This window comes from Hydrococcus rivularis NIES-593 (assembly GCF_001904635.1).
Lineage (GTDB): Bacteria > Cyanobacteriota > Cyanobacteriia > Cyanobacteriales > Microcystaceae > Hydrococcus > Hydrococcus rivularis.
In genome coordinates this window covers 60235-73777 of the sequence record NZ_MRCB01000004.1, presented here as the reverse complement: position 1 = coordinate 73777, position 13543 = coordinate 60235, and the positions used below count along the sequence as shown (strand labels likewise).

At 47.7% G+C, this 13543-nt stretch carries 7 protein-coding genes and 1 pseudogene; 7 read left to right on the top strand and 1 reads right to left on the bottom strand.

The window, feature by feature from the left end; all coding sequences use genetic code 11:
* Positions 1–90: 90 nt before the first annotated feature.
* The 4 genes and pseudogenes from NIES593_RS05290 (at position 91) to NIES593_RS05280 (ending at position 6128) form a co-directional block, all read left to right on the top strand.
* Complete coding sequence (locus NIES593_RS05290; protein WP_073598585.1) at positions 91–3102, top strand: peptidase domain-containing ABC transporter; 3012 nt, start codon at positions 91–93, stop codon at positions 3100–3102.
* Between the two features lie 95 nt (positions 3103–3197).
* Positions 3198–3578 (top strand): annotated as a pseudogene (locus NIES593_RS25445) (response regulator); the annotation flags it as partial.
* Between the two features lie 138 nt (positions 3579–3716).
* The gene (locus NIES593_RS05285; protein ID WP_425432530.1) at positions 3717–5405 is read left to right on the top strand and encodes a beta-barrel domain-containing protein; all 1689 of its coding nucleotides are present in this window, start codon (positions 3717–3719) and stop codon (positions 5403–5405) included.
* Between the two features lie 63 nt (positions 5406–5468).
* Positions 5469–6128 carry a bifunctional 4-hydroxy-2-oxoglutarate aldolase/2-dehydro-3-deoxy-phosphogluconate aldolase gene (locus tag NIES593_RS05280; RefSeq protein ID WP_073598583.1) on the top strand — a complete coding sequence of 220 codons (660 nt, stop codon included), beginning with the start codon at positions 5469–5471 and terminating at the stop codon, positions 6126–6128.
* 24 nt (positions 6129–6152) lie between these two features.
* Here NIES593_RS05280 and mfd read toward each other — a convergent pair whose 3' ends face one another.
* On the bottom strand, positions 6153–9686 hold the full coding sequence (gene mfd / locus NIES593_RS05275; protein WP_073598582.1) for a transcription-repair coupling factor: 3534 nt from the start codon (positions 9684–9686) through the stop codon (positions 6153–6155).
* Between the two features lie 306 nt (positions 9687–9992).
* Here mfd and NIES593_RS05270 point away from each other — a divergent pair, with 306 nt between their 5' ends.
* From NIES593_RS05270 to NIES593_RS05260, 3 genes are all read left to right on the top strand, one after another.
* A complete protein-coding gene (locus NIES593_RS05270) occupies positions 9993–11333 on the top strand; it encodes a hemolysin family protein (RefSeq protein WP_073598581.1) in 1341 nt (446 codons plus the stop codon).
* Positions 11334–11474: 141 nt separating this feature from the next.
* Positions 11475–12638 (top strand): type IV pilus twitching motility protein PilT, encoded by a 1164-nt coding sequence (locus NIES593_RS05265; RefSeq protein ID WP_073598580.1) that lies wholly within the window; start codon positions 11475–11477, stop codon positions 12636–12638.
* Between the two features lie 118 nt (positions 12639–12756).
* Positions 12757–13500 carry a circadian clock KaiB family protein gene (locus tag NIES593_RS05260; protein ID WP_083602349.1) on the top strand — a complete coding sequence of 248 codons (744 nt, stop codon included), beginning with the start codon at positions 12757–12759 and terminating at the stop codon, positions 13498–13500.
* Positions 13501–13543: the final 43 nt, after the last annotated feature.

The window sequence follows — 13543 nt, the reverse complement described above, 5'->3', positions numbered from 1 at the left end:
TGTGTGAATTATTGAAACCAATCTGGGTATATATAAATAACGATCTGCAATCGGTTACCAAAGGTTAGGGCGCGAGAAGCTAATCGAGTTATGAGCTATACAACTGTCGAATTTCAAAAATTTATCTCTTCGGTAGCCCCGTTTGACCGACTGCCCCCCGAAGTCATCGCCGAACTAGCGCAAAAATTTGAGCCGTGGCGCTACCGGATGGGTCAGATCGTGCTGACGCAAAAAAAAATGCTGCCACACGTCGCAATTTTATATGAAGGCAAAGCGCGTTTGCTCGGTTACGACCCTCGCACTCAAATCCCCGTTACTTTAAAGTTACTCAAGCCCGGCGCGATAATCGGTTGGGTTAACTTAATTAGAGGAATTCCCGGCGAAACCGTCATTTCTTCTACGGAAGCCGTTTGCTTGACGATTAGAAACAGTGAGTTTCTTCAACTTCTAGAACAATATCCCCAATTTGGCGAGGCATTTTACCAGCAAGCGGCGCTTGTTGAAGTCTTCGAGCTTCTAGGCTATCAATTAGAGCAGCAAGCACTCGCAGAGATCGACCTCAAACAATTGACCACTGAGATAATCAATGATGTGGCAGTGTACTCTCTTCCTCCGGGTACGTCGTCGATTAAAGAACACCCACCCCTACAGGATTCTCAGAGAATCTGGGTGGTGAGCGGCGGCAATATCGCCAGTTGCCCTATCGGCAACCGTCTCGATCTCTGTGATACCCAAAAAATCGAGGTAAATGGGTCGATGCCAGCGCGTCTGATCGGATTGCCCGCCCAATTGCCAACGGAAAACTGGCAACTGGCAACTCAAGCAGATGCCTCTCTATCGGCTACTTCATCCGTCGAATCGCTTCCGGAGTCGGTGCGAGATATTCCCTATGCGGAAGCAGAACTGCTAGAGGCAGATAATAGCAGCGCCGAACAAGCCATCGATGTCACTAAAGAGAAGGACTATCCATACGTCCATGGAAAAACGCCGCAAGAAGTAGGGGTTGCCTGCTTCCAAATGCTCAGTCAATATTTTGGGATGCCCTTTCGCAAGGAAGTCATCCGTCGTATTATTACAGAGCAACTACAGCGTAGCAATACCCTATCGCTGCCCGTGTGCGGCGCGATCGCGGAGTTGATGGGACTCAACGCTCAACTGGTGAAGGTTCCCGCCAGAGCCGTTACCAATCTCAAAACTCCCATTTTGGTGCGCTGGCAAGATAGTCTAGCAATTATCTACGAAATTAACGATCGCCACGCGATTATTGGCGTGCCGGAAATTGGGATCCTGCGCCGTCCGAGCGCCGATTTTCTCGACAGTTGGGGCACACAAGGGGAAGTCCTGCTGCTGCAAAAAACTAAAGAAACTCCCCAAGAACGCTTCGGGCTGCGCTGGTTTCTCCCCGCCTTAAAGCGCTACCGCCGAGTGCTGATCGAAGTCTTTATCGCCTCTTTCTTCGTCCAGCTATTCGGACTAGCCAATCCCCTAATGGTTCAGGTCATCATCGATAAGGTAATCGTCCAAAATAGCGTCGATACCCTACAAGTTTTAGGGGTGTTTCTCTTAGCGATCGCCATTTTTGAGGCCATTCTCACCACCCTGCGAACTTACCTCTTCGTCGATACGACCAACCGCATCGACATGAGTTTGGGTTCAGAAATTATCGACCACCTCCTACGCTTGCCCCTGCGCTATTTCGAGCGCCGACCCGTCGGGGAAATTTCCACGCGCGTCAACGAACTGGAAAATATCCGGCAGTTTCTCACGGGAACCGCTTTGACCGTAGTCTTGGATGCGATCTTTTCGATCGTCTACATCGTGGCGATGATCGTCTACAGCCCGATCCTGACCTTGGTAGCATTGGGGATTATCCCGCTCTTTATCGGTCTGACCCTCTTTTTCTCGCCCATTATTCGCCGACAACTGCGAACCAAAGCAGAACGCAATGCCCAAACTCAATCCTATCTCGTCGAAGTGATGACGGGCATTCAAACGGTCAAGGCACAGAATATCGAGCTGCGATCGCGCTGGCAGTGGCAAGAAAAATACGCCAACTATGTCTCGGCGGGATTCCAAACCGTCATTACCTCGACCCTAGCCGGTTCGACCAGTAGCTTCCTCAACAAGCTCTCCGGGCTTCTGGTTCTTTGGGTTGGGGCTTTCTTAGTCCTAGACCAACAGCTTACCTTGGGTCAGCTGATCGCCTTCCGCATCATCGCTAGCTACGTAACTTCTCCCATCCTGCGCCTGACGCAACTGTGGCAGAATTTCCAAGAAACCGCCCTTTCTTTAGAAAGACTGGCAGATATCGTCGATACGCCGCAAGAAGCCGAACAAGACCGCACCAACATTCCCATGCCTTCGATCGAAGGAGCAGTCAAATACGAAAATGTCTCCTTCCGCTTCAAGAGTCACGGTCCCTTACAACTGTATAACGTCAATCTAGATTTTCCTCCCGGAACCTTTGTTGGCGTCGTCGGACAAAGTGGGGCGGGCAAGAGTACCCTAACCAAACTCATCTCAAGGCTTTACGAGCCAGAATCGGGACGTATCCTCATCGACGGGTACGACATCAGCAAAGTAGAGCTGTACTCCTTACGCCGTCAGATAGGCGTTGTCCCCCAAGAAACCCTCCTGTTCGATGGAACGGTGCAGGAAAATATTGCCCTGACCAATCCCGATGCGACGACAGAAGAAATCATCGAAGCCGCTAAAGTCGCAGCCGCCCACGAATTCATCATGACCTTGTCCAATGGCTACAATACCAGAGTCGGCGAAAGAGGTTCGGCGCTCTCTGGCGGACAGCGACAGCGGATCGCGATCGCGCGGACGGTACTGCAACAGCCTCGCATTCTCGTCCTCGACGAGGCAACTAGCGCCCTCGACTACGCCACCGAGCAACAAGTCTGTATTAATCTCATCGACGCTTTTCGCGATCGCACAGTCTTTTTTATCACTCACCGTCTCGGCTCGATTAAAAATTCCGACGTTATCGTTATGATGGACGCTGGCTCGGTAGTAGAACAGGGAACCCATGAAGAACTAATGAAACTCAAGGGACGTTATTACTATTTGTATCAACAACAAGAAGCCAGAATGTAATTTAGATAATAGTTAATCGTGAGTAGTTGGTAGTTAGTCAATTTTTCCCCACTAACCACTAACCACTAACCAAAAAGAAATATAAATTGGGAAGTATGAATTTAGCAAACGGCAACCAACCAAATGGCGATCGCGAAGGAAAAATTCGCATCCTGGTTGTAGACGATCAGAGAATGATTCGAGAAGGACTCAAGGCGCTACTCGATACAGAGCCGGATTTAGAAGTCGTTGGCACGGCTGCTGACGGTCGGACGGCGATCGAGCAGGTAGAATTGCTACAACCCGATGTCGTTCTCGTCGATATGGAAATGCCGGACGTAGACGGCGTAACGACCACGCAAACAATCTGTCAAAAATCTGCCGAGGTTAAAGTTCTCGTTCTCAGTAGTTACGACAACCACGAGTACGTCAAAGAGTCTCTCGATGCAGGAGCCAAAGGCTATTTGCTCAAAGGAACCCCAGCCAAAGAACTCAGAGAAGCCATTCGTTCGATCTATAAAGGCTACGTCCATATCGGACCGGGACTGTTTGAAAAAATCGCTCCCAAAATGAAAGCAGAAGTGGGGAGCGCGGCAATCGTAAAACCGACTTCCGGGCAGCTGAGAGGAAAATTAGTGTCTTCCGTCGGCTTGAGGAACGGCTCGGCAAAATCTACGCTAGCAGTCAGCTCCAAGTCCGAAGCGCTAACCCTGCCCTTCGAGCAAACAGTCATTCTGCGCCAATCTCCCAGGTGGTCGCGGGCAATTATTTGGTCGCTGATTGGCGTAACGACTTTTGGGATTATTTGGGCGGCATTTGCCAAAATCGAACAGGTCGTTCCCGCTCAAGGTTCCCTCAAGCCAGAAGGGAAAGTCAAAGAAATTAAAGCTCCCGTCGATGGGGTCGTTCAAGAAGTCTTGGTAGAAGATGGACAGAAGGTAGAGAAAGGGCAGGTTCTGGTGACGCTAGACTCTACAGCATCGGCAGCCGAACTTGTCTCCTATCAAAAAATTCGTCAGTCGCTTCAGCGAGAAAATGAATTTTATCAAACCTTGATGGAACGACCTTTAAATCCGTCCGAAGTCGAACGAGCGATCGCTCGACTGAACTTACCCAAACAAGTGGCAGCCCTTGCTCGCAATCGCACAGCGCTCGTGTCGGAAAATCAACTCTTTCAGGCACAGCTGAACGGAACGGCGCAGCAAGGCAAACTCAGTACCGAACAACTCGCTCGCCTACAAAATGCTATCGACGAATCGAAGTCCCGCGTCGAGGCAGCGAGACTAGAGATGGAGCAACTCCAAAAACAACTGTCGCAAAATCAAGTCCAGTTAGCCGATGCTAGAAAACAGCTGAACGACGATCGAAAAACGCTCGCAGAAATCGAAGCGAGAAACAAAAAAGCAGTCGCACAAGCGGAAGAAAGTTTAGCTATTGAAGAAAAAATTCTTGGCGATGTCGAACCGCTCCTAGCAGAAGGAGCATTAGCCAAACTTCAATTAGAGAGACAGCGACAATCGATCAACGATCGCCGCGCGGAATTAATTAAGCAAAGAGCCGACGGAACGATTGAATATAACAAGCAACAACAACAAGTTCAAACCCGTCGGGCTGAAATCGAAAAACTCCTCGAAGAAGAGAAACGGTTGCGCTTAGATATCGCTCAGGCAAAGGAAGAGTTAAACAATACGGTTGCCCTGTCTGGTAAAGAAGTCCGCGATAAGATAGCAGAAAACGAAAAGCGTATTGCTGAAATCGACAGCCAACTAACCAAGGTAATGGTAGACAATGAAAATCGCATCGCAGAACTCGACAGTCAAATCAGTCGCGCCAAAGTCACCCTAAAATATCAAGAATTGCGAGCGCCCGTCGCTGGAACGGTATTCGATCTAAAAGCTAGCCCAGGCTACGTCGCGCCGCAAACCCAAACCGAACCTTTACTCAAAATCGTTCCAGATGATTATTTGGTTGCTCAAGTGAATGTGACCAATGAAGATATCGGTTTCGTGCGCAAAGGACAGAAAGCTGATGTCAGACTGCTCACTTACTCGTATAGCGAATTTGGGGATATCAAAGGGGAGGTGATTTCTGTCGGTTCGGATGCCTTGCCTCCTAGTGAAACTAACCCTAACGAGCGTTTTGAGCGATTCCCCGTCAGAATCAAATTAGATAAACAGGTTTTGGTCTCTAGTGGTAGAGAACTTCCCCTCCAATCGGGCATGGGTGTTACTGCTAACATCAAAATCCGAGAAGATCGCACTGTCTTGAGTTTATTTACCGAACTGTTCACCAAGAAAGTAGAGACGCTCAAGGAAGTTCGATAGTTGACCGAAATCGTTCAAAGTTCAAAAACGTTCATGAGTATTGTTCGGCGCTAAAGTGGGCGTATGTCCGACTCCTATTTGTCATCTTGCGGCTTAAATGACTGGTTGCAACTACTGCAACACCATCGGGCGATCGCAATTATTCGTTCCACTGACAAACAACTAGGCTTATCAATGGCGAAAGCCGCTGCCGAAGGAGGAATGCGCTTAATTGAAATTACTTGGAATAGCGATCGCGCTGCCGAGTTAATTAGTCAACTGCGATCGCAATTACCTAACTGTATCATCGGGACTGGCACGATTTTAACCGTCGATCGCCTCAAAGATGCCATCGCCTGCGGCATTCAATTCTGTTTCACCCCTCACGTGAGTTTATCACTCATTCAAACGGCGATCGAATTCGATCTTCCCATCGTTGCTGGGGCGCTTACTCCTACCGAAATTGTCGCGGCATGGCAAGCCGGTGCTAGCTGCGTCAAAGTTTTTCCCGTCGATGCAGTTGGCGGAGTCAGTTACATCAAAAGTTTACAAGGTCCTTTGCGGGAAATTCCGCTGATTCCCACCGGAGGGATTAGCATAGAAAATGCTTGTCAATTTATCGAAGCAGGCGCGATCGCTGTTGGTCTTTCGGGTCAATTATTTCCCCAACAACTTCTAGAAACAAGGGATTGGGACGCGATCGCGCAACGGGCAAAAACCCTGCGGCAAAAGCTTCTCGTTTAGTCGGGTTTTATCCGTGCGCGAAATTCAAACAACCTTAGCCTCAGGTAAAGCATCAAGCATCTTACCCAACCAATCGATTAAATTCTCTAACTGCTGCTGGGGTTTCAATACGCCCAATCCTCTCACCGTCACTTTTTTCGGACTGTAAACGAAACGCGATCGCAAGTGTTCGGGAAGCTTTTCTTGCAATAACTTCCAGGCAGGTTCTTCCATGGGGGTTTCTAAAATGACGTGCTGGCTGCCATCCGGTTTGATGCGAGAAAACCCCAGCGATTTGGCAATTTGTTTGAGTTCGACTACCTTCAACAACTGTTCTACGGGTGTAGGCAGCTTGCCATAGCGATCGTTCCAATCTGCGGCGATTTGTTGCAATTCTCGCTTGGAATTCGCCAGCGCAACTGCCCGATATGCATCCATTTTCTGTTCGAGATCGGGAATATAATCGGTTGGAATAAAAGCAGTCAGCTTCAGATCGATTTGCGCATCGTCCACTTGCGGGATTTCCCGTCCCTGAATCTCCTTAATCGCCTCCTGCAACATCTCCATATATAACTCAAACCCAATCGCCTCCATTTGCCCCGACTGTTCTACCCCTAGCAGATTGCCCACGCCGCGAATCTCCATGTCGCGGGTGGCTAATTGATAGCCAGAACCGAGTTGGGTAAATTCCTGCAAGGCACGCAAGCGCTGGCGTGCGGTATCTGTTAGTGTTTCTTTGCTGGGATACAATAACCAAGCGTGTGCTTGCACTCCCGATCGCCCGACTCGTCCGCGCAACTGATATAGTTGGGACAATCCAAATAGCTGGGCATCTTCGACGATAATGGTGTTGACTCTGGGAATGTCCAATCCCGATTCAATAATCGTCGTACACACTAGAATATCGGCTTCTCCGTTATTGAAAGCCAGCATGGTTGCTTCGAGTTCGGAACTATTCATTTGTCCGTGGGCAATGGCAATTCTCGCACCGGGGATTATTTGTCCTAACTGTCCGGCAGTTTCTTCAATGCCTTCGACTCTGGGAACGACGTAGAATACTTGTCCGCCGCGATCGAGTTCGTTGCGAATGGCCGTTCTGACGACTTCTAAATTGTAGGGCGATAAATGGGTTTTGATAGGACGACGGGAAGGCGGGGGAGTAGTAATTAAACTCATTTCCCTGATTCCCGACAAAGACATATAAAGGGTTCGAGGAATCGGAGTCGCTGTCAAAGTTAGTACATCGACTTGCGTTTTCATCGCTTTAATTTTTTCTTTTTGATTGACTCCAAATCGCTGTTCTTCGTCGATAATTAGCAGTCCCAAATCTTTATATTTGACATCTTTACTTAATAATTGTTGCGTGCCGACGACGATATCTAATTCTCCCGTTGCGAGGCGCTGTAAAATCTCTTTTTTCTCCGAGGCAGTTCGAAAACGATTGAGCAAGCCAACGTTAATGGGATAGGGAGCAAATCGTTCTTTTAGCGTGTGATAGTGTTGCTGAGTTAGAATCGTCGTTGGCGCGAGAAAAGCGACTTGTTTGTGTGCGCTGGTGACAGCTTTAAAGATGGCGCGAATTGCCACTTCGGTTTTGCCAAAACCGACATCGCCACAGACGAGACGATCCATCGGGCGATCGCTTTCTAAATCTCTCTTGACATCTTGAATGGCCTTGAGTTGATCCGGCGTGGGTTGATAGGGAAAAGAATCTTCTAATTCCGCTTGCCAAGGCGTATCGGCGGGATAAGCATGACCGGAAAGTTGCGATCGCTTGGCATATAAATTCAATAAATCGACGGCTAATTTTCTGACCGATTTGCGAATTCTATTTTTGGTCGCCTCCCAAGCTTTCCCCGACATTTTATGTAATTCGGGAGGACGATTTCCCGTCTGACGATAGCGAGATAAACTATCAAAAGAATCTGCCGGAACTCTCAACAATCCATCGGCATATTGAATGGCTAAATATTCGCGATCGGATAACGTCTCTAGCTTGACAAATTTCCCGATTCCATGACTTTTATGAACGACGTAATCTCCCGGACGCAATTTATTGAGATCGACTTGTTTAGAGGCAGCACGGCGACGTTTTCGTACATAGCCAAGGCTGACTAATGCGTGTTGTCCGAATAATTCTCTATCGGTAACGACGACGATGCGATAAGTCGGTAAAATAAACCCTTCTAATTCTGCTAAGCCAGAATATTTTAAGGCAACTGCTGTATTTTGCGCGTTGAGTTTTTCTATGGCTGGATAGTCCCGTGGATTGGGGATAAATTGTGCGGGACAGTCGTGTTCTTGTAATAGCGAAACCGTCCGAGAAGGTTGAGCAGAAATAATCCAGCTAGCATATTTACTAAGGGTAATGCCACTATAAATTTCTCGCTTTCCTCGCAAAATTTCGGCTAGTTTTGCATATTGATGGGGAGTTGTTGGAATGGGACGGCTGGAAAGATTAACTGTATAAATTGAATGATGATAGCTTTCTTCGGCAAGTTGGGATAAATAAACAATTGGAAATTGTTCGGCTAATTGAAAAGATTCCTCGAAAGAACGATGAATTTTCGGTAAAGGTTTGTCTAACTCTAACCATCGCTCTTCGACATACTCAACCCAGCGATCGCTATGGGCGCGACACTGTTCGACTTCATCGAATACGCATAGAGTATTCTTGGGTAAATACTCTAATAAAGAAGCGGGTTTTTCAAAGACAATTCCCAAAAATCGTTGCATTCCTTCCGGTAAATTTCCCGCACTAAAAGCTTCTTTTTCTTGAACAGAAAGATAGATCGATAGCGCATCTTCTACATTTTTAATTGCAGCAGCAATAATCGGTGCAAAACTTGTCGGGGTAAGAACCAAGCGATCGATTTTATCGAGGGAACGCTGCGTTGCCGGATCGAACTCTCGAATTTGTTCTAGTTCGTCGCCAAACCACTCCAGTCGCACGGGCAATTCTGCCGAAACGGGGAAAAGATCGACGATATCCCCTCGGCGACTCCATTGCCCCTCAGTTTCTACCAGAGGGACTCGTTCGTAACCCAATTTTGCCAAGTGCGAGTCTAGGGTTTTTGCCTCCTGCGCCATTCCTAGCTCGAACTCCAAACAGTAAGATTGAAAAATCTCTGGCAACGGTAAATGAGGTTGTAGCGCTCTCTCTGTTGCAACGATAGCAATATTAGTTTTTTGTCCTTCGTCCTTTGTCCTTTGTTCTTTTTCCCCAACCAATGACAAATAATTGATAACGACAGAGGACAATACCTGCATCTGTCCCCAAATCATCTCCGATTCGGGGTTAAATGGCTCGTAGGGCGATGCTTCTGAGGTAGGATAGAAATGTACGGTCTTCCACCCCATCGCCTCTAATTGTGCCGCCCAGCGCCCTGCTTCTTCAATCGTGGCGCAGACAACTAATAGGTTCTTGTCTTGAGATTGCGCCAAACTCGAAGCGACTAATCCCTTCGGTAAGCGAGAAATGCCAGACAACAGAAGCGATCGCTGCTGGTTTAGTTTTTGAAGCAATTCTTGAGTGAGGGGCGATCGCGCTAAAGCACGGACGATGGACTCTAATGTCATTTTAATTATTTGTCGATAATAACGATCTCAATGGAAGAAAGACCCTTATCTCTCTAACAGTATAGCTTTAGTGCTTTTGATGGCTAGTTTGGCTCCTATAAAACTACGTGTCGTCACGAGCTATTTGCAAAGTTATTTTCTGTAGCGAATTCGCGATCGCGAATCATCCCCGAAGTGGATAGCGCCGGTTGTTCTTTAACAGATTGTACGAGAGATACGAGCTATGATGATGTTTGACGAATACTAGACCCGATCGGCATTCGCCTATCCTGCCAACGAGGCAAGGCAACTCAAGTTATTTAATCTATGTTCTCTGTCGCTAGCGAAATTTTAGTCATTCTTTTGTTAATCGTCCTCAACGGCGTCTTTGCTCTATCTGAAATAGCGATTGTCTCAGCCCGCAAAATCCGCCTAGAACAGCTTAGCGCTCAAGGGGACAAACAGGCTAGGGTAGCGTTAGAACTCGCCAACAATCCCAACCAAATTCTCTCCACAGTTCAGATTGGCATTACCCTGATCGGGATTGTTGCTGGCGCCTATGGAGGCGCAAACATCACACAACGTCTGACAGCATTATTAGAACAAGTTCCCATTCTAGCCGCTCAAAGCCAAGCGATCGCATTTGCGATCGTGGTTTTGATCATCACCTATCTATCGCTAGTGATTGGCGAATTAGTCCCCAAGCGCCTCGGTTTAAATAATCCCGAAAAAATTGCCAGACTCGTCGCCATGCCCTTACGCTGGCTATCTGGCGGGGTTTCTCCAATCGTTCGCTTGTTGAGTTTCTCCACCGATTTGGTGCTGCGCCTTTTGGGTGCGGGAACGGTTTCTAACGAACCCCTCATTACTGAAGAAGAAATCAAAATTTTGATCCAGCAGGGAACCGAGGCGGGCACCTTTGAGGAAGCCGAACAGGATATGCTAGAGCAAGTTTTGCGCTTGGGCGATCGCCGAGTCAGCACCCTCATGACAACGCGACCGGAAATTGTCTGGCTCGATCTCGAAGATTCTTCCGAAGTCAATCGCCAAAAAATTATTACCAGCAACTATACTCGTTTCCCCGTCTGCCAAGGCAGTTTAGACGAGGTTTTAGGGATCGTGCAAGTCAATAATTTACTTGCCTGTTGTTTTGCCAATCAGCCTTTCGATCTTACCTCATCTTTACGACAGCCGTTATTTGTCCCCGAAAGTACTAGAGGATTAAAAGTTCTCGAATTATTTCAACAAAGCGGCAATCATCTTGCACTGGTAGTAGACGAATATGGCGTGATTCAAGGTTTAGTTACTATCACCGACATTTTAGAAGCTATTATCGGAGACCTTCCGACAACAGGTCAGCCAGAAGCGCCGCAAATCGTTCAACGGGAAGACGGTAGCTGGTTAGTCGATGGGATTTTATTGATTGAAGATTTTAAAGAAGTTTTTCATGTCGAAGAATTACCAGGAGAAAAAGAGGGAAATTATCATACTGTCGGCGGATTTGTGATTACCCTTCTCGGCAAAATTCCCATGGCAGCCGATAGTTTTGAATGGGGGAATTTACGATTTGAAGTTGTCGATATGGATGGGAATCGAGTTGATAAAGTCTTGGTAACACCGATAGCAAGAGAAGGGAACGAAGTCGAAAGCTATATTCAAGGGGACTAAGAACTTTCTAAGAACGAAGGTCGGAAGTCGGACAAGCAACCACTGACCACTAATGACTATCGATGTTATCAATGATTGGGGTTTGGGAATACTAGCGATAACGGATAGAGAAATTAGGTTTTTTAGATTCTGGAGATTTCTATGACCCAAGCACCGCGTTCGGTTCCGCCAGTCCCTCTGCCACCGCCACCGCCGCCTAGAACCGCTGTGACTCCGCCTCCTAGAGTAGCAGGACGCGCCCCCAATCAGCCGTCGCTGGCACAACTGATTCGTCGTGCCTATGATGAAGGTTATTCTGACGTTCACTTGGGAGTTGGAGAACTGCCGCGCATGCGCGATCGCGGTGAAATGATTATCTTGGAATATCCAGAGACGGACATTAACACTTTCATGAGTTGGCTGCGGGAGATTCTCAGCGAGGAAGAAATTCAGCGCTTCAAAAAAGAACTAGAATTTGACGGCGCAACCCAATACGACTTTGCCCGCGTTCGGATTAACATTTTTGACAGTCTCAGAGGTCCAGGGATGGTGTTGCGCTTGATTCCTCTGAAAATCTTAACTTTAGAACAGTTGCGATTGCCTCCTGTTTTTAAGGATATCTCCAACGCACACAAAGGACTCATTTTGGTGACGGGCCCTACGGGTTCGGGTAAATCTACCACGATGGCGGCGATGGTAGATTACATCAATAAAGAACACGCCAAGCATATCATCACCATCGAAGACCCGATTGAATTCGTCCATCAAAGCCGTCGTTCTTTGATCAAACAGCGCGAAGTCGGCATTCACACTCACAAGTTTGATAATGCCCTCAAAGCTGCCTTGCGGGAAGACCCCGATATCATTCTGGTAGGGGAAATGCGGGACAAAGAAACCGTGAACACGGCTCTCAAAGCAGCGCAAACGGGTCACTTGGTTATGGGAACCCTACACACCAACAGCGCTGTCAAGACCCTGGAGCGTATTCTCAGCCTCTATAGCGCCGAGGAACAGGATGCCATGCGAGTCGCGATCGCAGAATCGCTAGTTGCTATCATTGCCCAAGGCTTGTGCCGTACTACAGATGGAAAGCGGGCCGCCTATCACGACATCCTGATTAATACAGAAACGATTAAAGATTACGTTCGCCAGGGCAAGAACGACGAAATTCTAGAACTGATGAAGGAAGGCGAGTACGATGGCATGATTACTACCAACCAATCCCTCTTCAATCTCTACCAAGAAGGACGCATTACCGAGGAAACCGCCTTAGAATTATCACCTACGCCGAATGAGATGGCGATGATGCTGCGCGGTAAAATTTAGAAAGAAGGATGAAAGATGAGGTGTTCTATCCTTCATTCTTTTTTCCTTGCCGTTGGGCTAGAACTTGCGTCTGGCAGCATGCGGCGAGTTCATTGCGCACTTTATTCCTTTTGTTATCGTGCCTGAAATATTTAAAGGCATTGCGTTGTTTACCCCTGGAGGAGATGTAGTCTACTGTGTCGATCCTAGTAAACGCGATCGCTGGCATTTACACCTATGCGTTGCTTTGCAAGAATTACTAGGATTGTCAGAACCTCCTCATTTTTTGGTTCCGGGATACACCGCGACTGTCGATCGCTGGTTCGATCCCCACACTCAGCAACTACAAACCTTTGCTGAGGTTTATCCGGCAGTACGACGCTATCAACCCCTGCTCAATGCCATCTTTGGAACGGAGGGATTAGTCTGGCAGCTTGCACCTTGGCAAGAAGAGACGTGCAACCCTATCGTTTTAGAAACTTATCGTCCTTTGTTTGCTCCACTTTGGGAAAACCACGATCTCGTCGCATGTTTGGACAACCAACAGCAACTTACTCGCCCAAAAGTCGGACAAGTTCTAAGCGAAACCTCAGAAAGCTTGCCTTCTGAGGAACAAATACGCGGTTACGTATTGCGCTTATTTGTAGCTGGTAACGATATTGCCACCAAACGAACTTTAGAGACGCTCCATCAAGTCTTGGAGCAACAGCTTCAATATCCTTACACGCTTAAAGTGATAGACATCCTTAAGCACCCAGAACTAGCAGAAACCAACCAAGTCTCTGCTACGCCTACTTTAGTGCGAGTTTGGCCCCAACCTGTAAGACGCATTGTCGGAGAACTAGAAGACTTGCAACGAGCGATCCAGATCGTTCTTTCTTGATTAGATTAGAGCCGTCTAAAAAATTTCCCCTTCACTATCGAAA

Coding starts and splice junctions, on each gene's coding strand:
- NIES593_RS05290 (WP_073598585.1), top strand. CDS start 91: ATGAGCTATACAACTGTCGAATTTCAAAAATTTATCTCTTCGGTAGCC.
- NIES593_RS05280 (WP_073598583.1), top strand. CDS start 5,469: ATGTCCGACTCCTATTTGTCATCTTGCGGCTTAAATGACTGGTTGCAA.
- mfd (WP_073598582.1), bottom strand. CDS start 9,686: ATGACATTAGAGTCCATCGTCCGTGCTTTAGCGCGATCGCCCCTCACT.
- NIES593_RS05270 (WP_073598581.1), top strand. CDS start 9,993: ATGTTCTCTGTCGCTAGCGAAATTTTAGTCATTCTTTTGTTAATCGTC.
- NIES593_RS05265 (WP_073598580.1), top strand. CDS start 11,475: ATGACCCAAGCACCGCGTTCGGTTCCGCCAGTCCCTCTGCCACCGCCA.